Genomic DNA, 21,656 nt, shown 5'->3' with positions numbered 1-21,656 from the left:
TCACATATTGCATAAACGCCTAGATACGTCTACATTTCCATGGAGTAAGCCTCCACATGATGTAGAAATGTGGGTTGACAATAACACAAGATGTAGTGTAGTCTTGTATTTGTTAATGAAAATATACAAGATATAGGGAGTAATCTCTATATCTTATATTTTGTGTAAACAATCGTTTATAAAGATAGACTTTGAGAGGAAGATGGAACATGAAAATTATTAAGAGAAGCGGAGTTGAGGTATTTTTTGATTCGAATAAGATCGTTGCGGCTGTACAGAAAGCGAATGCATCGGTAATCGATTATGAAAAACTCAGCGATGAGCAGATTCAGGAGATTGCCGATAATGTGGAAGTGGCATGTGAAAACATGAAACGATCTGCCAGCGTGGAGGAAATCCAGGATATGGTAGAGAACCAGCTGATGAACCAGCATGCATTTACGGTTGCCCGTAATTATATTACATACCGTTATAAGAGAGCGCTTGTGCGTAAATCCAATTCTACTGATGAACAGATTCTGTCTCTCTTAGAGTGTAACAATGAGGAAGTAAAACAGGAAAATTCCAATAAAAATCCTACTGTAAACAGTGTACAGAGAGATTATATGGCGGGAGAAGTCAGCAAGGATATCACGAAGAGATTCCTGTTGCCGGAAGATATTGTGGAAGCACATGAAAAAGGACTGATTCATTTCCATGATGCAGATTATTTTGCGCAGCACATGCATAACTGCTGTCTGGTGAACTTAGAGGACATGCTGCAGAATGGTACTGTAATCAGCGAGACCGGAATTGACCGTCCGAGAAGTTTTTCCACGGCCTGCAATATAGCAACACAGGCGATTGCGCAGATTGCAAGTTCGCAGTATGGAGGACAGAGTATTTCACTGTCCCATCTGGCACCGTTCGTACAGGTGAGCCGTGAAAAATTCCGGATACAGGTCCGGACAGAGTTTGAAAAGATCGGGCTGGATCTGGATGAGGAGAAAATCAATAAAGTAGCAGAGATGCGTGTAAGAGAAGAGATCAACCGTGGTGTGCAGATGATCCAGTATCAGGTGATCACGCTTATGACCACAAACGGTCAGGCTCCGTTTATCACGGTGTTTATGTATCTCGACGAAGTGCCGGAGGGACAGACCAGAGATGACCTGGCAGCGATCATTGAGGAGATGCTGCATCAGAGAATCAAGGGAGTAAAGAACGAAAAAGGAGTATTTATTACCCCGGCTTTCCCGAAACTGATTTATGTACTCGAAGAAGATAATATCCATGAGGCTTCCAAGTATTTTTATCTGACACGCCTGGCTGCACAGTGTACGGCAAAGCGCATGGTTCCGGATTATATTTCCGAAAAGAAGATGAAAGAACTGAAAGTGGACAAGAACGGGGAAGGACACTGCTATCCATGTATGGGATGCCGCAGTTTTCTTACTCCGTATATTGACCCGGAAACCGGAAAACCGAAATATTACGGACGTTTTAACCAGGGAGTTGTGACGATCAATCTGGTGGATGTGGCATGTTCTTCCGGAAAAGATGAGAAAAAATTCTGGAAGATTCTCGATGAGCGTCTAAAACTGTGCTACCGGGCACTGATGTGCAGACATAAGAGACTTCTTGGCACACCGAGTGATGTGGCTCCGATTCTGTGGCAGAACGGAGCGCTTGCCCGTCTGAAAAAGGGAGAGACGATCGACAAACTTTTATTTGGCGGTTATTCCACCATCTCTTTGGGATATGCGGGATTGTGCGAGTGTACCCGTTATATGACAGGTGTTTCCCATACGGAGCCGGAGACCGGAACACCATTTGCACTGCGTGTCATGCAGCGTCTGAATGATGCCTGTGCAGAGTGGAAAGAAAAGGAAAATATGGATTTCAGTCTGTACGGTACGCCGCTGGAATCCACCACCTATAAATTTGCAAAGTGTCTGCAGAAGCGTTTTGGTATCATAGAGGGCGTAACAGATAAAAATTATATTACGAACAGTTATCATGTGCATGTGACGGAAAATATCAATGCTTTTGATAAACTGAAGTTTGAGTCACAGTTCCAGAAGCTGTCTCCGGGTGGTGCAATCAGCTATGTGGAAGTACCAAATATGCAGGATAATATTGATGCCGTGATTGCCGTCATGAAATACATTTACGATAATATTATGTACGCGGAGCTCAACACGAAGAGTGATTACTGTATGGAATGTGGCTATGACGGTGAGATCAAAATTGTTGAGGAAAAGGACAGCGGAAAACTCGTCTGGGAGTGTCCGAACTGCGGAAACCGTGATCAGGATAAGATGAGTGTTGCACGTCGTACGTGCGGGTATATCGGAACACAGTTCTGGAATCAGGGACGTACACAGGAAATCAAAGAAAGAGTATTACATTTATAAAACATGGAAGAAAACAAACGGAAACAATATGCCCATTTGTATGAACACCATGAGGTAGAAGATCCACAACCCCGGGAAGAGAAAGAAAAACCCATCGGGCCGAGTGGCAGAAACCGCCATCGGCCGATGGTGGAAAAGGTATGCAGACGCATCGCCTTTTCTTTCCTGGCCATGGCGGTTGTTCTGTTACTTGCATTGAATTATTTTCAGATCAAAGAGGCAAAAAAGGAAGCGGTTTTGGAATATATCCGCAAAGAAAAGCAGCAAATGAAAAATCGTGAGACAGAAAAGACGGACCAGCTTGCAATCTTAGACCAATATGATATATTATATAGTATGTATCCGGATCTGGTTGGATGGATCAAAGTTGACGGGACACCAATCGATTATCCGGTGATGCAGGATCATACAGGCGGGGAATATTATCTGAAACACAATTTTGAAGGAAAAGATGATAATAAGGGAAACCCGTTTGTTTCCGCAGATGCCAGCATTGATCCGATGGATCAGAATATTGTGATCTTTGGGCACAACGTAAGTGATGGAAGCCAGTTTGGAGATCTGGATGCCTATCTGGATAAGAAATTTTACAAAAAGCATCCGGTGATTACTTTTGATACGATTTATGAAACTGGACAATATCAGATTGTTGCGGTGGTAAAGACACATGTAAAGGAAAAAGACGAATCCGGATTCCGTTATTACTGGTTTCGGAATTATAAAAACCGGAAAGAGTTTCAGAATCTGCTGGATTTTGTGGAAGAGAACCGTGTGTATGATACAGGGGAGCATCTTATCTATGGAGATACCACAATTATGCTCTCTACCTGTGAATACACGGTAAACAATGGGAGACTCGTAGTCATAGCAAAAAGGATATAGGGCAGAAGATGAAAAAATTAGGGATGATGAAAACGATACTGATGATGGGATGTGCGCTGGCGTTGCTTTTTGCAGCCGTTCCGCAGCCGGTTATGGCAGCGAACAGCCAGATGAATCTGACGGTTGGAACAACCAATGATGCAAAAGCCGGGGATACGGTAACGGTACGTCTGGTCGGAAGCAATAATCCGGGACTTTCGACATTTGCAGCAAGACTGGCATATGACGATTCTGATCTGGAATATGTAGGAACCACATGGGCAAATACGATTTCTTCGGATTCGGGAAATATTGAGCTGGTTTCCCCGGTTACGGAAAATAATCAGCAGGCACTTAATCTTTCGGCAATTTTAAATAAGACTTATTCCCAGAATGAAACCATTGCCACGGTTACCTTTAAGGCGAAAAATGCATATACAACGATGCCGGTTACCCTGACAGTGCGTGAAGTGACGGATGCAAGTTACAATCCGGTTACGGTTACAACGGTTGTGGATGCTTCTGCAGGACAGACACAGAGCCAGTCACAGTCCCAGAGCACTTCCCAGAGTCAGTCGGACAGTCAGGATGACACAGAGTATACAGATGATACAGATGATACAGACGATACGGACGATACGGACGATACCGATTCGTACGATGATACAGACGATATGCAGGATTCCAAGAGCAGCAGTGGGAATACACATAAGACTTCATCGAACAAAAAGAATAACAGTGGAAATACATCAAAAAACGGAAACCGGACAGATGCAACACCAAAGACAGGTGCGGTTGATCTGCGGATGGTATTTGGAGCAGCAGTAATTGTTTTTTTACTGGCAGCAGCAGGCTGCATCCGTTTCCTGAATAAAAAGAAAGAGTAAATTATGAATTATGCTGGAATTAAGTATTGTGACATCGCAAACGGTCTCGGCTGTCGGACGGTACTGTTTGTATCCGGATGCCGCAATGCATGTAAGGGCTGTTTTCAGCCACAGACATGGGATTTTACCTATGGAGAATGTTTCGATGAGCAGGTACAGCAAAAGGTGCTTGATTCACTGAAACCGGAGTATATAGAGGGAATGACCCTGTTGGGAGGAGAGCCGTTTGAGGAAGAAAATCAGGAGGCTCTTCTTCCTTTTATGAAAAAAGTAAAAAGTTTGTATCCGGATAAGAATGTCTGGGCATTTACCGGATATATATATGATAAAGACCTGATTTTGGGAGGCAGAAAACATACGAAAGACACGGATGACCTGCTTTCCCTGATCGATGTACTGGTGGACGGTCCATTTATTGAGGAACAGAAGGATATTACGCTCAAGTTCCGGGGATCGGTCAATCAGCGCATTCTTGACTTGAAAAAAACCATGGAAAGTGGCAAAATAGTTAAGTTGATGGAATAGTTAGGAAAACGAGGATGGATACATATGAAAAAGCATATTAATGCATTGTTGGGATTTGTCTGTTATACAATCGGTGTGATTGCAGCAGCATATTATGGGTTGTGGAAGATGCTTGTGCTTCCGCTTCATACTCTGGCAGTTTCTTTTCTGGCAGGGGACCTGAATGTCACACTGCTTGCGGTATGTGTTGTCAAAATACTTTTTTCAACAACGATGGCAGGATTGATCTGGTGCATTGGCTATATAGCCTATAATCACTTTAAAGGCACACAGGATCCGGACTGGGAAACTATGGAGAAAGAGTACATGGCAGAAAAAGAAGAGAAAGAGAGGCAGGCATCGTGATTTTACGGGTTCCGGAATATTATGAGAAATTTTCCTGCATTGCATCCCGCTGCAAGGACAGTTGCTGTGCAGGCTGGGAAATTGACATTGATGAGGATTCCTATGCATATTACAACAGTGTGGAAGGTAAATTCGGCAAAAGACTCAAAGAAAGTATGTATGAGGCCGATCCGGATGATGATGGCGGTGGATACCGTTTTAAGCTGAAAGGGAAGAAACGCTGTGCCATGCTCAATGACCATAATCTCTGTGATCTTTATACAGCACTTGGGGAAGAGGCTCTGTGTGAAGTGTGTACAGAATATCCGCGTTTTTCCCTGATTTACGGAGATGTGGAGCAGAAAGCACTGAGTCTTTCCTGCGAGGAAGTCGGACGGATTCTGTTTGAGCGGACAGAACCGGAAAAGCTGGTGGATATAGAGCTGCCCGGAAATTGCGATGACGGTGAGGACGACCCGGCATATGTTGCGTTCATGGAATGGGTGCAGCAGGAGTCGGTGAATATTCTGCAGAATCGTACCCATAATATTCCGGAGCGCATGAGAGAGTTTCTGGCGTGGTGTGACCGTGTACAGACCGTGATCAATTATGCACAGGCAAAAGAGGATATGTCGGTACTGGCAGACTGGAGATACGAAGATGCCGGTCATGAACTTCGGGAGTGGGAGCAGAAAAATATTGAGGGAAAAGAGAAGCCGGTTCGTGCACTTTCTTATGAAGATTTCGAGGAACGTTTTGCGGTTTTTGCCGATATGGAAGAGCTGGATGATGAATGGGTTCACACCAAGGAAGAATTTGAAAAGCTGTATCAAGAAGATACCTATGAGGCATTTCTGACAGAATATATGCGATCATCGGATTATTCGGAACTTGGCTATGAACATCTTCTGGTTTATTTTGTGTATCGTTATCTGATGAATTCGATATATGATTATGATATTTTATCCTATGCCAAAATGATTGTGATGGCAACCCTTGTGGTAAGAGATATGGATGCGGCACGTTTTTACAGAAACGGTGGCAAATTCACAATGTCTGACCGTATTGACGTAGCGCGTATTTTCTCAAAGGAAGTGGAACATTCCGAAGGAAATGCACAGGATCTGAAAGAAATGTGTATGATGGAAGAAATTGCGAAAGTGGATGCACTTTGCAGACAGATTTAAACGTTTATAACAGAGATAAAACAGGCATCTGGCGAACCCCGGATGCCTGTTTTGTATTATGCTTTATTTGTCTAACAGATCGGTATAGAAATCTGCGTAATCCTTGCGGTTGTCCTTGCAAAAATCAATGGCAGCAGATGGATGCTGGTTCAGACGTCCGGTCAGCAGATACGGAATATCATATCCCCATACGGCACCGGTTTCTTTGAGCGGCAGCATATAGTCTTCTAAGAACCGGAGTACCGGGAATACATTGTATTTTGGATTTTTCAGAAAACTCAGAAGCAGTTCCATGGCACAGTTTCCGGCACCCCGTCCCATGGACATCATGGTAGCATCTAAAAGACTGACACCGTGGGAGAGTGCTTCGATCGTGTTGGCAAAGGCAAGCTGCTGGTTATTGTGTGCATGCATACCGATGTATTTGCCGTATTTTTCTCCAAGTTCGGTGTATTTATCTGCAATCGCACGGATCTGTTCCGGGTAAAGAGCACCGTAACTGTCCACGATATAAATGCCATCGGCGCTGCTTTGACCGACCATTTCAAGTGCCTGGTCAATATCGGATTCTTTGGCATTGGAGATTGCCATGATATTACAGGTTACCTCGTAGCCCTTTGCCTTGGCATCTTCAATCATTTCGATTGCAGCAGGCATCTGGTGCACGTAAGTTGCCACACGAACCATGTCAATTACACTGTCTTTTTTGTCAATGATATCTTTTTTGTAATCGCAGCGTCCGACATCTGCCATGACGGAAATCTTCATATCGGAGTTGTTGTCACCAACGATCTCACGGATGGATTCCTCATCACAGAACTTCCACTTGCCGAATTTATTTACGTCAAACAGCTCCTTGGAAGCTTTATAACCAAACTCCATATAGTCAACGCCGGCCTTTACATTGGTGCGGTAGAGTGCGTTGATAAAGTCATCGGAGAACATAAAGTTGTTTACGAGTCCTCCGTCACGAATGGTTGCGTCCAATACACGAATATCGGAACGTGCTGTCATTAAGTCTCCTTTTTGAGCCATTTTTGTTTCCTCCTTGTGGTTCTTTGAATCTTTTACACTTTAACGCTTTGACGCGTGTGAGTATATAATAACACAATTCGATAAAAATGCAAGCAAAAACTTTACTTTTTTCCAGTCTCCTAATATAATTAAATCGGGTGAAAGCCCGAAGGAGGAGAAAATGATATACTTATTAGGAACATATGAACACGCACTGGTTGCTTTTATCGGTGTTTTATTTGCTTTTGCAGTGACCTGTATTGCAATTGCAAAATTAAACGGATATCTGCCGAAGGACATGGGAAGACAGTATGCACATGATGGAGCTCTTTCCGCAGGAAAACCAAGAGGTGCGGGTATTATTTTTGTGTTGACTTTTGTTGTTTCCGCATTGTTGTTTGGCAAAATGAATAAGGAAATTATCATTTATCTGGTGCTGATCGTCATCGAAATGTTCACCGGATTCTTTGATGATGCCGCAGAAAAACCATGGGGAGAGTATTTAAAGGGAATTCTGGATCTGGCGGTGGCAGTCGTTGTAGCCATTTCCTATCTGCATTACAATTCCAGTGAGATCACCATTGCCATTACGGGAACGACCATCGTGATTCCACCGGTTGTATTTGCCATTCTGACCGTTATTCTGGTGTGGGTTTCCATCAATGTTACCAACTGTTCGGATGGTGTGGATGGATTGTCGGGAACACTGACCATTATCACGTTGATGAGTGTGTTTGTTCTTGACAATATTTTAAAAGTCAATGATTCTTTCAATTACTGTATTTTACTGTTTGCGGTATGTCTGCTGGGATATCTGTGGTATAACGCAACACCGAGCAAGCTTCTTATGGGAGATGCCGGATCACGTGCAATGGGTATTTTTATTGCCATTGCGGTATTGAAGATGCACAGTCCGTTTATGTACCTGCTGGTTGCTGCGGTACTTATCGCAGACGGTGGTCTTGGTCTGGTAAAGGTTTCACTGCTTCGGTTTTTAAAGATACATATTCTAAAGAATACCATCACACCGATCCACGACCATGTAAGAAAAAAGGGTGGGTGGTCCAATGCCCAGGTGGTATTTCGTTTTGCTATCATTCAGATTGTAATTTCACTTGCAGCAATTTATCTGGTTATGATTTAAGTTGTAGTTATAATTGGAGGCTTTATGCGTTTTGTTTCCATTGAAGATGCCAGACCGGGAATGTGTCTTGCGTATGATTTATATGATTCCATGGGACGTACCATGGTGGGAAGCGGCTGTGAACTGACGGCTTCCTATATCAATAAACTAAATGAATACGGATTTAGCGGTGTCTATATCGAGGATGAACAGTCGAAAGATATTTACATCGAAGCAACAATACCGGAAAAACTGCGCCAGGAAGGGTTTAAATGTGTGCAGGAGAATGATATTGACCGTTGTGCCGAGATTGCACAACAGATTGTGGAGAATCTTTTGTCCAGAAAAAATGTGTGTCTGGATATGACAGATCTGCGCTCATACGATGATTACACATATGCGCATTCGGTGAATGTTGCGGTGCTCTGCTGCGTGATCGGTATGGGGATGGGAATGAGTGAACGCGATCTGAATTATCTGGTTACAGCGGCTCTTTTGCATGATCTTGGAAAACTTGCCATTCCAAAGGAAATACTAAACAAACCGGGCAGGCTGACACCGGATGAATACCAGTTGATGAAGACCCATTCGACCCGTTCGTACCAGCTGCTTTTGAAGCGATGGAATATTTCGGCGCATATCAAGCAGACGGTACTTCTTCATCATGAAAATGTAGATGGAAGCGGATACCCACAGGGGCTGATGGGAGATGAACAGTCACTCTCCGTAAGAATTGTACATGTGGCGGATGTGTATGATGCGCTGACATCAAGACGTCCGTATAAGAAACCATATTCTCCTTATGAGGCAGTAGAATATCTCATGGGAGCCTGTGGCATCATGTTTGACAAAAACGTTGTGGAAGTGTTTATGGAACGTGTCCCACTGTTTCCGAGAGGGACGGAGGTAAACCTGTCGGACGGACGTAAGGGACTGATCTATGAAAACAAAGGACCGCATAATCTGCGACCGGTTCTGAATATGCCGGATGGAACCAAACTGGATCTGATGGAAAATAAAAACTTAAATGTTACGATTCTTCCACCGGAATATCTTGATACGGTTTCTCCGGATTCGGAAGAGCCGGGAAGAAAGAAGATGGTTCAGGAAACTGCCAGAAAAAAAATCATGATCGTAGATGATATGAAGACTAATCTGGATGCCATGCGTGGAATTCTCGAGGATGAGTATACCGTCATTCTCTGTAAATGCGGAAAACAGGCATTGCATTATCTGGAACACAATGAGTTTCCGGATCTGATCATTATGGATGTTGATATGCCGGAAATGAACGGAATCGAGACTACCATGAGAGCAAACAAGCTCACAGGGGGCAGGATACCGGTTCTGTTTGTCACGGCCATGTGTGATGCGCATACGGTAATGACCTGTCGGAGACTGCATGCGGCAGGATATATTGTGCGGCCATATAAAGCCATTTATATCAAATCCGAAGTAGAGCGGATATTTAGTGGTTGGAGGTAAAACGGATATGGGACTGGTTTTCCATCTGATCTGTCTTTTTTTTACACTGTTTGTATTACAAAGTTATGTCAGCAGCGGGTTTCACGCAAGGGAACACCGGCTGCTGCCGTTGGTTTTAGGGCTGATTGCATTGAACAGTTTTTATCGCATTACCTATTATGTTACGGGAGAGGCAAAGACACTTCGTATACTGACAGATTTACTGGCCATTCACATGCTGTATCTTATGATTCATTATGTGGGTGATTTTATGAAATTCCAGCTGAAACTCAGGACGGAAGTGATTTTGTTCTGCAGTCTGGTGCTGTTTAATTCCATGTTGATTATACGTGCTGCGCAGCGCGAGACGTATCAGGATGCGTTTCGGATTGCGCTGCTTTGTTATACGGGAATTCTTCTGGGGCTGGCTACTTATGTGAGAGTGAAAAGCGAGGTTTCTGTCTGGGAGGGACATGTAAATGATATGTTGTATCTTGGCATGGCACTTCCGGGAGTTGCAATGTTGTTTCGCGCAGTTACGCCGAAAGCGGAAGAATTTCTGGTGCCGGGAGCTTTTGAAATTTCCTGTCTGATTGTCTTTTATCTGATGATGACGGGAAGATTATCCAATGTGACGAACATTATCCGGGAAAACTTTTATAATATCAGTGATATCCCTACGTTTTTGTTTGACAACAGAATGCGTTACCGGGATGCCAATGCCAGTGCCAGACGATGGTTTCCGGAAATTGTGGGGGAACTGACGGACGATCCGCAGGAGTACCCTTTTTATACCAAAATGATGCGTTGGAGTAAAGACCCGGATCAGGATTATGTGGTTCAGTGGAAAGAAAGTTATTGCAGGTGTCAGCTGCATCCGGTCTGCAGTGAAAATGTGGTGAGAGGATATATTCTTACTCTGCTCGACATCACACAGCAAAAGAAGGAAACGGTTCTGATGGAGGATCTGAAAAAGAAAGCGGAAGAACAGTCGTTTTTAAAAAGCCGTTTTCTGGCAGCGGTCAGTCATGATCTGCGCAGTCCGCTGCATGCGATTATCGGAGGTTCGGATATTTTAAAAAGGCAGAATCTTCCGGATGAGAGCAAAAACATTCTTGAATATATCCGTGTCGCGGGAAATAATCTGCTTGAACAGGTGGATACGATCCTTGCATATTCGAAGCTGGAAGCAGGAATGTTGACGCTCAAAGACAAAACATACAATTTTTATGAGATGATCGAGGAACAGGCCCGTTTTTGTCTGTTAAATATCCGGGAAAAAGATATTGTATTTACCGTGAAGTTTCTGGACCGGTTTCCAGAGCAGGTAAGTGGGGACTATTTACGTGTGGCACAGATTTTTCAGAATATTTTATCGAATGCCTGCAAGTTTACGGAACAGGGAACGATCACGCTGTCTCTCCACTGTAAGATGGAAGAAGGACAGGTATGGTTTGACGGCTGTGTGGAAGATACCGGTGTGGGAATGACAAAGGAAAAACTTGCACAGGTATTTGCGGAATATGTCTCGTTTTCCGAGGATATGGGGGTAGAGGGCTTTGGCCTGGGTCTGTCAATTGTCAGACAGCTCGTAGAAATGATGCATGGCTGGGTAAGAGCAGAGAGTGATCCGGGAAAAGGGACACGCGTATCTTTTGGGTTTTATCAGAAACAGGTTCCGACTGAGATATCAGAGCCGGGAAACATCGGACGGGAAATATTAAAAGAACAGAATGATCCGCAGGTTGAAGAAATACAGCCGAACTGGATTTATCCGCGGGCACGTGTCCTTCTGGTGGATGATATGGAAGCAAACAGGGTGATTTTTCAGGAACTTGCGGCTCCATGGAAGTTTATACTGGATCTGGCGGTGTCAGGAGAAGAAGCTGTACAGATGGTAAAAGAACGGGAATACCAGATGATCATTCTGGATCAGATGATGCCGGGAATGTCCGGATTTGAGACGGCGGATCAGATACAAAGATACAGTCATGCACCGCTTGTTCTTATGACGGCGGATATTTCTGATGAAGTCAGAAGCCGTTCCATCCGGCATGGATTTACCGATTTTATGCCGAAACCGATCCGGCTGCAGCGGATGAGGCAGGTTTTAGAAACCGGAATTCCGGTCAGATACAGGGAACTTCCGAATCCGGTCGATGAGTCAAAGAAGGCGAAAGCCACAGGACAGAGGAACGCTGCGGATATCCGTACGCTGGAATCTTATTGGAAAGAGGTGGAGAGTTTACTTCCGAAACTTCCGGAATATGTCCAGAGGGATCTGCATATGTTTCAGACAAAAGTTCATGGAATCAAAGGGATCAGCCGCCAGATTGGAAAAGAGGAGATTGCCCAGCAGGCAGAAATTATGGAGATGGCGGCAAAGACCGAAAATCGTGCCTTTATAAACCGGAATCTGCATATCTTCTTAGAGCAGCTGCAGGGGACGGTGAAAGAAATAAAACAGGAGACAAAAGATTCACAGGAAAGCGGTCACATACTTCGGCAGGAAAAGTTTCCCATGATGGATGGAGAGCAGCGCCGGCTGTGCTGGAAAAGGTTAAAGTATGGATTTGATACCTATGATATTGCACAGATTGAGGAGAATATAAAGATACTTTCTGAACATGAATTACCGCCGGAAGAAAAAGAAAGGCTTCCCGTGGTAAGGGAAGCCTATGAAAATCTGGATTATGAAATCGGAAGCAAAGCCTGTATGTTTTAGACGCGGCGGCGCAATAACGCATAGAATTTTTCAATATGGAAAGGTTTTCCCTGAACCGCCTGGACTTTCAGGCGGTTTTCTTCATTGAAACCTACCAGAATGTTGTGATTGGCTTCTGCCAGGTAATCCATAATACCGTCAATATCGGATTTGGTATTTTTCGGACAGTTTACATACATATGTTTGTTTGCGGTAATATGCATGGTATAAGAGATGCTGAAATGATACCAGAGCATTTTGTGGAGCGTCGAATGTTTATAGATCCACAGAATCTCCTGAATAGGTACAATGGCATTTCCATATGGTGATGTCATGATAAAATAATGTTCGGTGATAAACATATCCTCCGTTGCCAGCTGTGGAAGTGTTGCAAGTTCTTCCTCGGCCTCGGCGAGAATCTGACCCGGATGTCCGAAGACGATCAGGTTCTGGCACGGTGGGGAAAGCACCGGGAACCGGATATAGACCATACAGATCAGAAGATACAGGACGGTATAAATCATGGAACCGAAATACGCGAAGAATAAAATGCGCGTCGTGGTTAAATGATAGTCAGGCTCACTGAAATAATACGAAGACAGCTGATTGCGGATACCGGTTTCGGTCCAGTTCAGGTCAGAGGAAAGCTGGGACAAAAGTGCCAGATAAGATTCTTTTCCTTTGACGATCCGGCCGGTGACGGTCAGACGGTCGATCGTAGGGAGTCCTTCCTCACATGTATGCGGGGTAAGGAGAATGATGCTGCAATTATTTTTCTGTGTGGTGTAATAGTAATATCCGCGGGTCTGTCCATAGGTTTCACAGGTATATCCGCTGAATTTCAGATCCGTGAAGGTCATGCGCACATAACGGTGATGGTCCTTGTATGCATCCGCAATTTTGGTATTGTCGGAAAGCTGTGCAGGCCGCAGCATGGCACCCAGTGGAAATACGATCCAGAGAACTGCAAGCAAAACCAGATATATCATTGGAGAAAAAAGTCTTCTGCGATAGAAGGCCTGAATATTTTTGGAAATATAATGTTCGTAGTTGTCAGGCATGGAAAATCCTTTCTGTAGTTCAACTTATGCATTCAGTATAAAGGTTTCGGGAAGAATAATCAACCTTGCTTTTGCCATAAAAACTTGCTAAACTATGATACAAAGCAGGAGGAAAAGAATGGACGCGTATACGAGTTTTGCGCAGGTTTACGACCTGTTTATGGATAATGTGCCCTATGATGAATGGTGTGCATATATTTGTGAGACATTAAAAAAGCATGGAATTGCAGACGGACCGGTGCTGGATCTGGGATGCGGAACCGGAGAACTGACCCGGAGACTGGCAGCCTGTGGGTATGATATGACCGGTGTGGATGTTTCTGTGGATATGCTGCAGAAAGCCATGGAAAAGCAGACAGATCCGCCGATTCTTTATCTGCTGCAGGAGATGCAGACACTCGAACTGGATGGATGTGTGCGGGCAGTCTGCTGTACCTGTGACTGTGTCAATTATGTGCTTGAGCCACAGGAACTTTCCGATGCATTCCGGCGGGTTGCTGCCTGTCTGGAAAGCGGTGGAGTATTTATCTTTGATATGAATACCGCTTATAAATACGAACAGCTTCTTGGAGATCACACATTTGCGGAGAGCAGGCAGGAAGGAAGTTTTATCTGGGAAAATTATTATGACGAAGAGACCAGAATCAATGAATATGACCTGACACTGTTTATCCCGGAAGCGGGAGAGCTGTACCGCCGATATGCGGAAACACACTATCAGAGAAATTATAAGGTGGAACAGATAGTGGATTTTCTGCAGCAGGCGGGACTGGTCTGTGAAGGAATGTATGATGATTACACCGACGCCGGGGTCAAAGCCGACAGTGAGCGTATCACATTTGTTACAAGAAAAGAATAAAGGAGAAATGATACATGGCAGATTATATTGTTAGAGCAACCGCAGCAGGTGCCGCAATCCGGGCATTTGCAATTACATCGAGGGATCTGGTGGAGACCGCCAGACAGGATCACAATACGTCCCCGATCATGACGGCAGCCCTGGGACGTCTGTTGTCCGGCGGTGCGATGATGGGAACAATGTTAAAAGGGGAAAAGGATCTTCTGACCCTGCAGATTCAGTGCAGCGGTCCGGCCAGGGGACTTACCGTTACTGCGGACGCCAATGGACATGTCAAGGGATTTGTCAATAATCCGATTGTGGAACTTCCGCCAAACAAAGACGGACATTTAAATGTAGGGGGCGCGCTGGATCTCGGTATTTTGAGCGTCATCAAAGATATGGGACTAAAAGAGCCATATGTGGGACAGTGTCAGCTGCAGACAGGAGAGATTGCAGAAGATTTAACCTATTATTTTGCAACTTCCGAGCAGATTCCGTCTGCGGTAGGATTGGGTGTGCTGATGAACAAAAACAACACGGTGCGTCAGGCGGGCGGATTTATTATTCAGCTTATGCCGTTTACGAGTGACGAGATCATTGAAAAACTGGAAAAGCGTATTGCAGAGATCGATTCTGTGACTATGATGCTGGAGCGAGGACTGACACCGGAAGGAATTCTCGAAGAAATTCTCGGAGATTTCGGCTTGGAAATCACCGACAAAATTCCGGCAGCATTTGTCTGTGACTGTTCCAAGGAGCGGGTATCCCGCGCACTTTCGACGCTCAGCAAAAAAGATCTCGATGACATCATCAATGATGGGGAGAGCATCGAGGTAAAGTGTCAGTTCTGTAATAAGGCATATGAATTTTCCGTAGAGGAATTAAAGGAGTTGAGAAAGTGAGACAGGGATTTGTAAAAGCAGCTGCAGTCACACCGAAAATTAAAGTGGCAGATACAAAATACAATGCAGAACTGATTCTGGATATGATGAAAGAAAGTACCCGGCAGGGAGCAAAGATTGTAGTTTTTCCGGAACTTTGTCTGACCGGCTATACCTGTCAGGATCTGTTTTTGCAGGAACGTCTGCTGCAGGGCGCAAAGGATGCGCTGATGAAATTAGTAAAAGAGAGTGCTTCACTGGACGCCATTTTTTTCGTGGGACTTCCCTTTGAAATCCTTGGAAAATTATACAATGTGGCGGCAGTGTTTTCCCATGGAGAAGTGCTTGGACTTGTACCGAAGAGTTATCTGCCGAATTACAATGAATTTTATGAGGCGAGACATTTCGTATCCGGAGCAGAGCTTGCGACAGAGGTGGTTCTGCCGGACGGAAGCTGTGTTCCTGCGGACCGGGATCTGCTTTTTGTCTGTGAGCAGATGCCGAAACTCAGAATCGGTGTGGAACTGTGTGAGGATCTGTGGACACCGAATCCGCCGAGTATCTCCCATGCACTGGCGGGGGCGTCTGTTCTGGTGAATTTGTCGGCTTCGAATGAACTGACCGGCAAAGACAGTTACCGCAGGGAACTGGTAAGTGGCCAGTCTGCACGTCTTCTTGCGGCATATATTTATGCGTCAGCGGGAGAGGGAGAGTCTACACAGGATCTGGTGTTCTCCGGGCACAACATCATTGCGGAAAACGGACAGATTCTTGCGGAATCCAAGCGTTTTGGACATGGCATCCTGTATTCGGAGATTGATGTGGAACGTCTCTGTGCACAGCGCCGCAGAATGACAACTTTTGTCACTGAGGATCAGACACATACCGAGATTCTGTTCTCTTTAAAAATAGAAGAAACAAAACTGACGCGGTTTATTGATCCGGCACCGTTTGTGCCAACAGACAGACAGAACAGGGAAAAGCGTTGTGATGAAATTCTGATGATTCAGGCAATGGGACTAAAAAAACGTCTGGAACATACCGGAGCCAATGCTGTGGTAGGTATTTCCGGAGGACTGGATTCGACGCTGGCACTGCTGGTGACCGTGCGTGCCTTTGATCTGTGCGGGCGGGATCATAAGGGAATTACGGCCGTCACCATGCCGGGATTCGGGACAACCGACCGCACATATGACAATGCTGTCAAACTGATTCAAAGCCTTGGGGCAGAATTTGTGGAAGTGGATATCTGTCAGGCGGTAAATGTGCATTTTTCGGATATCGGACAGGACCCTTCGGTGCATGATGTGACATATGAAAATTCCCAGGCGCGGGAACGCACGCAGATTCTGATGGACATTGCAAACAAAAAGAATGCGCTTGTGATCGGAACCGGAGATCTGTCGGAACTTGCACTGGGGTGGGCAACGTACAACGGAGATCATATGTCCATGTATGCCGTGAATGCTTCTGTGCCAAAGACACTGGTCCGGCATCTGGTGCGTTATTATGCGGATACCTGTGAGGACAAGCAGCTTTCCGATACACTGTATGATGTATTGGATACACCTGTTTCCCCGGAGCTTTTGCCGCCGGAAGACGGAAAAATTTCACAGAAGACCGAGGATCTGGTAGGTCCGTATGAACTGCATGATTTCTTCCTGTATTATATGTTGCGTCAGGGATTTTCCCCTGCAAAAATTTATCGTCTGGCAAAAATTGCATTTGCGGGAACTTATGAAGATGCATTTATTTTAAAATGGCTGAAAACGTTCTGCCGCAGATTTTTTGCGCAGCAGTTTAAACGTTCCTGCCTTCCGGACGGCCCGAAAGTCGGATCTGTTGCTGTTTCTCCGAGAGGAGATCTGCGTATGCCGAGTGATGCGTGTGCAACATTGTGGATGGAGGAACTGAATACGATTTCTTAGAAAAATACATTTTTTATTCGAATCTTAACCGCCATTATGCTATAATGAAACATACGGATGCAAGAGATAAGGAGAAAGAAGATTCGGATGAAAAAAACATTGTATATCATAAGAGATATAGCCATTACCGTCGGGATTCAGCTGGTGTGTTTTATGATCTGTTTGTGGATACAAAACAGTACTGTGGAAAATGCGCTGATCCCGGCAGTATCTATTTTTGGAGTCTTTCTGACTTCTGTGATCACACCGGGGTATCTGTATGGTGTGGCAGCTGCAATTCTCAGCGTTCTTGAATTGAATTTTGCTTTCACATTTCCATTTTTTCACTTTAATTTTTCCATACCGGAGAATATGGCATCGGCAGTGATCATTATACTGATGGCTTTGATTACCTGTGGGTTTACCACCAAAATAAAGTATAATAAAATTCTCGAAGCAGAGAGAGAAAAAGAAAAAATCCGTGCAGACATATTCCGTGCGGTTTCCCATGATCTTCGGACTCCGCTTACCACGATCTATGGCTCCAGCTCGGCGCTGCTTGATCCGGATAATGATTTTACGAAGGAACAGCGGACAAAGATGCTGCAGGACATCCAGCAGGATGCACAGTGGCTTTTCCGGATGGTTGAGAACCTGCTTTCGATCACAAAACTTGACAGTGGAAAAGTAAAAATCATTAAGACACCTACGGTTTTGGATGAGCTGATTGATTCGGTGATTTTAAAGTTTCATAAAAGATATCCGGATCAGGAGGTTGAAATTGATATTCCAGATGAATTTGTGGTAATTCCCATGGATGCCATCCTGATCCAGCAGGTGTTGATCAATATTTTAGAAAACGCGGTGCAGCATGCAAAGGGAATGGTGCACCTGGGACTGAAGGTATTTCTTGTGGCGGACAAAGCCGTATTTGAAGTACAGGATGATGGATGTGGAATTCCGGAAGAAAAATTAAAATCCGTTTTTTACGGGAGTCATGAGGCGTATGAGGTATCTTCCGATTGCAAACGGAGCAATGCAGGAATAGGACTGGCAGTGTGCGCAACAATTATCAAAGCGCACGGTGGAAAGATCAAGGCAGAAAATAAGAAAAATGGAGGTGCACTTTTCCGGTTTTATCTGGATATGGAGGAGAAGGAACAGGCATGAACGGAAATAAATATAAGATTTTAATTATTGAGGATGATGAACATATTAACAATCTGGTGGCTACACTTCTGGAGGCAAACGGATATCAGACATTATCGGCATATTCCTGCGAAGACGGAATGATGATGTATGCTTCTCACAGACCGGATCTCGTTGTTTTAGATCTGGGACTTCCGGATCAGGACGGAATGACTTTTTTAAAGCGGTTACGGAAAGATTCCCTGACGCCGGTGATTGTGCTTTCTGCCAGGTCAGATGAAAAAGATAAAGTGGAGGCTTTGGATATGGGAGCCAATGATTATGTTACAAAACCATTTGGCTCCAATGAATTTCTTGCGCGGATACGTTCTACGCTCCGCATGACAACACATCGCATGCAAAACGGAATGTTTCCGGGTGGAAAATTTAAGGCCTCCGGTCTGACCATTGATTACGATGCAAGAAGAGTTTTCTTGCATAAAAAAGAAGTGAAGCTGACACAGACAGAGTACAATATCATTGCAGCATTGTCGGAACATGCGGGAAAGGTTATGACATACTCAGCCATTATCAAAGAGATCTGGGGGTATAACGATGAGGGCAGCATCAAAAAACTGCAGGTCAATATGGTAAATATCCGTAAGAAGCTGGGAGCCAGACCGGGAGAAAAAAATTATATTGTAAATGAACTGGGCGTAGGGTATCGCATGTGCGAGGCGGATGAGGAAACCTTATAGTTGTAATTTAGAGGAGATAGATAATACAAAAAGAGGAAAAACGTTTTTTTCGTTTTTCCTCTTTGATTTTTTGCTTTGTTTATTTTATTATGTAAAATAAATTATAAGAGCTGAATACCATGTTCCTCGCAGGCTGCAATTGTTTCTTCCGGCCAGAGAGAACTCTGCACTTCGCCGATATGAGCTTTGCGAAGGAAGAACATACAGATACGGGACTGACCAATTCCTCCGCCGATGGTATAAGGAAGTGTTCCATCGATGATGGATTTCTGGAATGGCAGATCCTTGCGTTCCGGACAGCCGGCTTTGTCAAGCTGGGAAATCAGTGCAGTTTTGTCTACACGGATACCCATCGAAGATAATTCCAGTGCAATATCAAGAACCGGATAATAAACAAGAATATCTGCATTTAAAGCCCAGTCATCGTAATCCGGAGCACGTCCGTCGTGCGGTTCGCCGGACTCTAAGGTGTCACCGATCTGCATGATACATACAGCACCTTTTGCCTTGGTAATATAATACTCACGTTCCTTCGGTGTGTTGTCCGGGAACAGATCCTCCAGTTCCTGGGAGGTGATAAAGAAAATTTCCTTTGGAAGGATCAGATCAATGTAATCATACTGGATGGCCATATACTGTTCTGTTTTGCGAAGACACTTATATACGGTACGAACGGTCTCTTTTAAATAGTCCAGATTACGGTCTTCTTTATGAATGATTTTTTCCCAGTCCCACTGATCTACGAAAATAGAATGAATGTTGTCCGTACTTTCATCGCGGCGGATGGCATTCATATCCGTGTAGATGCCTTCTCCGACCTGAAATCCGTATTTTTTCAGGGCGTAACGTTTCCATTTTGCGAGAGAATGGACAACTTCGGCATTTTTATCGTCCTGCTCCTTAATACCGAAAGTAACCGGGCGCTCATAACCGTTTAAGTTATCATTAAGACCGGTTGCCGGGTCTACAAAAAGAGGAGCAGAAACACGTGTCAGATGCAGTCTCTGCGCCAGCAGTGCCTGAAAGAAATCTTTGACTGTCTTGATGGCAAGCTGTGTGTCATGAAGATTCAGTTCTGATTTGTATTGTTTTGGTAAAATAAGATTTTCCATGAGATCTCCTTTGTTATATTGTTACTCTGTGTTTCATTATAGCACATGAACTATGGAATTCAAGTCAAAAAGGTGTTAGAATTAGGATATGATTTTACAGAATGAAATGGAGAAAAGCAGATGAAAAAAGAAGATTTAACCGTTCCGGCAATTTTTGCGGAGGCGATAGGAATGATCCTTGGAATTGTCTATATCGGACTGCAGATCTATTATGGGATTGTCTATAAAGTTGCGCCATATAAATTTATCTGTAACATTGCAGGAGTTGTTCTGATCTATGTGGGACTCAGCTTGGTAAGCTGTCAGCCGGAAAAAATAAACCGGCTTCCGAAAGAGGTGTGTGTGGGAAAGGTGCGTAAATATTCCATCCGGATGATCCGGCTGGTAAAACTGGTGTTTATCATCGGTCTGATGGTTCCGTGTGTGGGAGATGTGATCGGGATCGAACTCAAGGACGCGTACAGTCTGCTGGTGATTGCAGCTATCCTTGTGATCACCGTGTTTTATGAGTACCGGATCATTCAGCTGCTTCGAAATGATCATCATGATCAGGGGCGGCCATAAGGCGCGCCGCTTTCTGATCGCGCCATTTCGTTCCCAGGCGGAATAAGGAAAAGCCCAAAACGAGAGAAACAATCGTAAAGAGAAAGATGATAATTCCCAGAAGATCCGTTTCTTTGAGATTGTTCAGTAGCGGTCCGATGATGGTTCCCCAGAAGTTGAACAGGATGTGGAAGAACATTGAGAAATAGATGCTTCCTCCTTTTTCACAGATCCATCCCAGTACAAGACCGAGAACAAATGCATAAATTCCCTGAATCCAGTTCATGTGAAAGATTCCGAAGAGAACCGCCTGCATCAGGTTGGCAGCCCAGAACGGAAGTGCCCGTCGGACCAGACGCATGGTGACGCCGCGGAAAACCAGTTCTTCACAGACAGGACCGAGAATTACGGCATAGATAAACATGAACAGTCCGATGTCGGAGTCTAAGCCTGCGGTTTCCATGAGTTTTTCGTACTGGCTGAGCCAGTTCGGGAAAAGAAGAGATACCGCAGAAGTCAGATAACCGGAAAAGAACTGCATGCCGGGAATCAGAAGAATGATGGATAAAAACTGCAGAGGATGAAACGTGAGGGATGGTTTTGGAAGATAATTGCCCCCACAGGAGCGATAATACCATATTCCCATGAATACGATGCAGGTTACGGTATAAATCAGCATGATGCATGCATTAAACTCCGTATTGGTCAGAAGTGTTTCGATGGTATCGGCATCAAAGCCTGTGCTCTGGGAGGCCGGACACAGAAACAGAGCTGCGATTCCGAACATAAAAAAAGAGGCCAGTATCTGTGCAGCTGTTGTTGTTAAAATTGGCAGAAAGCCGGAAAAAAAATAACCGATCTTTTTCATATCATAGATTCTCCATTCGTTTTCGTGTTTGGTAAACTGTACTAAACATTATAGCATAACAATGGGGTAATG

The 21,656-nt window shown here is 44.5% G+C and carries 19 protein-coding genes; 15 read left to right on the top strand and 4 right to left on the bottom strand.

Annotated elements, in window-relative coordinates; translation table 11 throughout:
• Positions 1 to 209 precede the first annotated feature (209 nt).
• From nrdD to fliB, 6 genes are read left to right on the top strand one after another with little or no spacing between them, the layout of a single operon-like run.
• Complete coding sequence (gene nrdD, locus DXD06_RS08650) at positions 210 to 2,396, top strand: anaerobic ribonucleoside-triphosphate reductase (protein WP_117831365.1); 2,187 nt, start codon at positions 210 to 212, stop codon at positions 2,394 to 2,396.
• A gap of 3 nt (positions 2,397 to 2,399) precedes the next feature.
• A complete protein-coding gene (locus DXD06_RS08645; RefSeq protein ID WP_022045990.1) occupies positions 2,400 to 3,278 on the top strand; it encodes a class B sortase in 879 nt (292 codons plus the stop codon).
• 8 nt (positions 3,279 to 3,286) lie between these two features.
• Positions 3,287 to 4,144 (top strand): cohesin domain-containing protein, encoded by an 858-nt coding sequence (locus tag DXD06_RS08640; RefSeq protein ID WP_022045991.1) that lies wholly within the window; start codon positions 3,287 to 3,289, stop codon positions 4,142 to 4,144.
• A gap of 3 nt (positions 4,145 to 4,147) precedes the next feature.
• On the top strand, positions 4,148 to 4,669 hold the full coding sequence (nrdG, locus tag DXD06_RS08635) for an anaerobic ribonucleoside-triphosphate reductase activating protein (RefSeq protein WP_022045992.1): 522 nt from the start codon (positions 4,148 to 4,150) through the stop codon (positions 4,667 to 4,669).
• Positions 4,670 to 4,693: 24 nt separating this feature from the next.
• Positions 4,694 to 5,014, top strand: a complete 321-nt coding sequence (locus tag DXD06_RS08630; RefSeq protein WP_055263162.1) for a hypothetical protein — start codon at positions 4,694 to 4,696, stop codon at positions 5,012 to 5,014.
• The gene (gene fliB / locus DXD06_RS08625) at positions 5,011 to 6,180 is read left to right on the top strand and encodes a flagellin lysine-N-methylase (RefSeq protein ID WP_117831364.1); all 1,170 of its coding nucleotides are present in this window, start codon (positions 5,011 to 5,013) and stop codon (positions 6,178 to 6,180) included. The genes DXD06_RS08630 and fliB overlap by 4 nt, the downstream gene beginning before the upstream one ends.
• 63 nt (positions 6,181 to 6,243) lie before the next feature.
• Here fliB and DXD06_RS08620 read toward each other — a convergent pair whose 3' ends face one another.
• Positions 6,244 to 7,215, bottom strand: coding sequence for an aldolase catalytic domain-containing protein (locus tag DXD06_RS08620; RefSeq protein ID WP_022045995.1), 972 nt, complete (start codon positions 7,213 to 7,215; stop codon positions 6,244 to 6,246).
• Between the two features lie 160 nt (positions 7,216 to 7,375).
• Here DXD06_RS08620 and DXD06_RS08615 point away from each other — a divergent pair, with 160 nt between their 5' ends.
• The 3 genes from DXD06_RS08615 to DXD06_RS08605 are packed head-to-tail and all read left to right on the top strand — an operon-like array spanning position 7,376 to position 12,506.
• Entirely contained in the window at positions 7,376 to 8,338 is a 963-nt protein-coding gene (locus DXD06_RS08615) for a phospho-N-acetylmuramoyl-pentapeptide-transferase (protein ID WP_022045996.1), read from the top strand.
• Between the two features lie 24 nt (positions 8,339 to 8,362).
• The gene (locus DXD06_RS08610; protein WP_117831363.1) at positions 8,363 to 9,802 is read left to right on the top strand and encodes an HD domain-containing phosphohydrolase; all 1,440 of its coding nucleotides are present in this window, start codon (positions 8,363 to 8,365) and stop codon (positions 9,800 to 9,802) included.
• Between the two features lie 7 nt (positions 9,803 to 9,809).
• On the top strand, positions 9,810 to 12,506 hold the full coding sequence (locus DXD06_RS08605) for an ATP-binding response regulator (RefSeq protein ID WP_117831362.1): 2,697 nt from the start codon (positions 9,810 to 9,812) through the stop codon (positions 12,504 to 12,506).
• On the opposite strand, the gene DXD06_RS08600 is transcribed toward DXD06_RS08605, so the two are convergent.
• Complete coding sequence (locus tag DXD06_RS08600) at positions 12,503 to 13,474, bottom strand: DUF6709 family protein (protein ID WP_243000964.1); 972 nt, start codon at positions 13,472 to 13,474, stop codon at positions 12,503 to 12,505. The genes DXD06_RS08605 and DXD06_RS08600 overlap by 4 nt on opposite strands.
• 190 nt (positions 13,475 to 13,664) lie before the next feature.
• Here DXD06_RS08600 and DXD06_RS08595 point away from each other — a divergent pair, with 190 nt between their 5' ends.
• The 5 genes from DXD06_RS08595 (at position 13,665) to DXD06_RS08575 (ending at position 19,061) form a co-directional block, all read left to right on the top strand.
• A complete protein-coding gene (locus tag DXD06_RS08595; protein WP_055068584.1) occupies positions 13,665 to 14,405 on the top strand; it encodes a class I SAM-dependent DNA methyltransferase in 741 nt (246 codons plus the stop codon).
• Between the two features lie 14 nt (positions 14,406 to 14,419).
• Positions 14,420 to 15,289: an Hsp33 family molecular chaperone HslO gene (gene hslO, locus DXD06_RS08590; RefSeq protein WP_055068583.1), complete on the top strand. Its 870-nt coding sequence runs from the start codon at positions 14,420 to 14,422 to the stop codon at positions 15,287 to 15,289.
• The gene (locus DXD06_RS08585; protein ID WP_117831360.1) at positions 15,286 to 17,196 is read left to right on the top strand and encodes an NAD(+) synthase; all 1,911 of its coding nucleotides are present in this window, start codon (positions 15,286 to 15,288) and stop codon (positions 17,194 to 17,196) included. Before hslO ends, DXD06_RS08585 begins: the two co-directional genes overlap by 4 nt.
• Before the next feature lie 87 nt (positions 17,197 to 17,283).
• Positions 17,284 to 18,345, top strand: a complete 1,062-nt coding sequence (locus DXD06_RS08580; RefSeq protein WP_117831359.1) for a sensor histidine kinase — start codon at positions 17,284 to 17,286, stop codon at positions 18,343 to 18,345.
• On the top strand, positions 18,342 to 19,061 hold the full coding sequence (locus DXD06_RS08575; RefSeq protein WP_055068580.1) for a response regulator transcription factor: 720 nt from the start codon (positions 18,342 to 18,344) through the stop codon (positions 19,059 to 19,061). The genes DXD06_RS08580 and DXD06_RS08575 overlap by 4 nt, the downstream gene beginning before the upstream one ends.
• Before the next feature lie 101 nt (positions 19,062 to 19,162).
• On the opposite strand, the gene asnA is transcribed toward DXD06_RS08575, so the two are convergent.
• A complete protein-coding gene (gene asnA / locus DXD06_RS08570; RefSeq protein WP_022046005.1) occupies positions 19,163 to 20,173 on the bottom strand; it encodes an aspartate--ammonia ligase in 1,011 nt (336 codons plus the stop codon).
• 120 nt (positions 20,174 to 20,293) lie between these two features.
• Between asnA and DXD06_RS08565 the strand changes: the two genes are divergently transcribed.
• Complete coding sequence (locus tag DXD06_RS08565; protein ID WP_117831358.1) at positions 20,294 to 20,737, top strand: hypothetical protein; 444 nt, start codon at positions 20,294 to 20,296, stop codon at positions 20,735 to 20,737.
• Here the strand turns inward: DXD06_RS08565 and DXD06_RS08560 are convergent.
• A complete protein-coding gene (locus DXD06_RS08560; protein ID WP_022046007.1) occupies positions 20,691 to 21,584 on the bottom strand; it encodes a CPBP family intramembrane glutamic endopeptidase in 894 nt (297 codons plus the stop codon). The genes DXD06_RS08565 and DXD06_RS08560 overlap by 47 nt on opposite strands.
• Between the last annotated feature and the right edge of the window lie 72 nt (positions 21,585 to 21,656).

The sequence above is a fragment of the Roseburia sp. TF10-5 genome, from assembly GCF_003462365.1.
GTDB lineage: Bacteria > Bacillota > Clostridia > Lachnospirales > Lachnospiraceae > Roseburia > Roseburia faecis.
The sequence above is the reverse complement of the archived record's forward strand: the minus strand, read 5'-3'. Positions and strand labels throughout refer to the sequence as shown.

What these genes read in the sequence shown, in the direction of transcription:
- DXD06_RS08620 (WP_022045995.1), bottom strand. Translation starts at nt 7,215, where the DNA reads ATGGCTCAAAAAGGAGACTTAATGACAGCACGTTCCGATATTCGTGTA.
- DXD06_RS08605 (WP_117831362.1), top strand. Translation starts at nt 9,810, where the DNA reads ATGGGACTGGTTTTCCATCTGATCTGTCTTTTTTTTACACTGTTTGTA.
- asnA (WP_022046005.1), bottom strand. Translation starts at nt 20,173, where the DNA reads ATGGAAAATCTTATTTTACCAAAACAATACAAATCAGAACTGAATCTT.
- DXD06_RS08580 (WP_117831359.1), top strand. Translation starts at nt 17,284, where the DNA reads ATGAAAAAAACATTGTATATCATAAGAGATATAGCCATTACCGTCGGG.
- hslO (WP_055068583.1), top strand. Translation starts at nt 14,420, where the DNA reads ATGGCAGATTATATTGTTAGAGCAACCGCAGCAGGTGCCGCAATCCGG.
- DXD06_RS08640 (WP_022045991.1), top strand. Translation starts at nt 3,287, where the DNA reads ATGAAAAAATTAGGGATGATGAAAACGATACTGATGATGGGATGTGCG.
- nrdG (WP_022045992.1), top strand. Translation starts at nt 4,148, where the DNA reads ATGAATTATGCTGGAATTAAGTATTGTGACATCGCAAACGGTCTCGGC.
- DXD06_RS08600 (WP_243000964.1), bottom strand. Translation starts at nt 13,474, where the DNA reads ATGATATATCTGGTTTTGCTTGCAGTTCTCTGGATCGTATTTCCACTG.
- DXD06_RS08565 (WP_117831358.1), top strand. Translation starts at nt 20,294, where the DNA reads ATGAAAAAAGAAGATTTAACCGTTCCGGCAATTTTTGCGGAGGCGATA.
- nrdD (WP_117831365.1), top strand. Translation starts at nt 210, where the DNA reads ATGAAAATTATTAAGAGAAGCGGAGTTGAGGTATTTTTTGATTCGAAT.
- DXD06_RS08645 (WP_022045990.1), top strand. Translation starts at nt 2,400, where the DNA reads ATGGAAGAAAACAAACGGAAACAATATGCCCATTTGTATGAACACCAT.
- DXD06_RS08630 (WP_055263162.1), top strand. Translation starts at nt 4,694, where the DNA reads ATGAAAAAGCATATTAATGCATTGTTGGGATTTGTCTGTTATACAATC.
- DXD06_RS08575 (WP_055068580.1), top strand. Translation starts at nt 18,342, where the DNA reads ATGAACGGAAATAAATATAAGATTTTAATTATTGAGGATGATGAACAT.
- DXD06_RS08615 (WP_022045996.1), top strand. Translation starts at nt 7,376, where the DNA reads ATGATATACTTATTAGGAACATATGAACACGCACTGGTTGCTTTTATC.
- DXD06_RS08610 (WP_117831363.1), top strand. Translation starts at nt 8,363, where the DNA reads ATGCGTTTTGTTTCCATTGAAGATGCCAGACCGGGAATGTGTCTTGCG.
- DXD06_RS08560 (WP_022046007.1), bottom strand. Translation starts at nt 21,584, where the DNA reads ATGAAAAAGATCGGTTATTTTTTTTCCGGCTTTCTGCCAATTTTAACA.
- DXD06_RS08595 (WP_055068584.1), top strand. Translation starts at nt 13,665, where the DNA reads ATGGACGCGTATACGAGTTTTGCGCAGGTTTACGACCTGTTTATGGAT.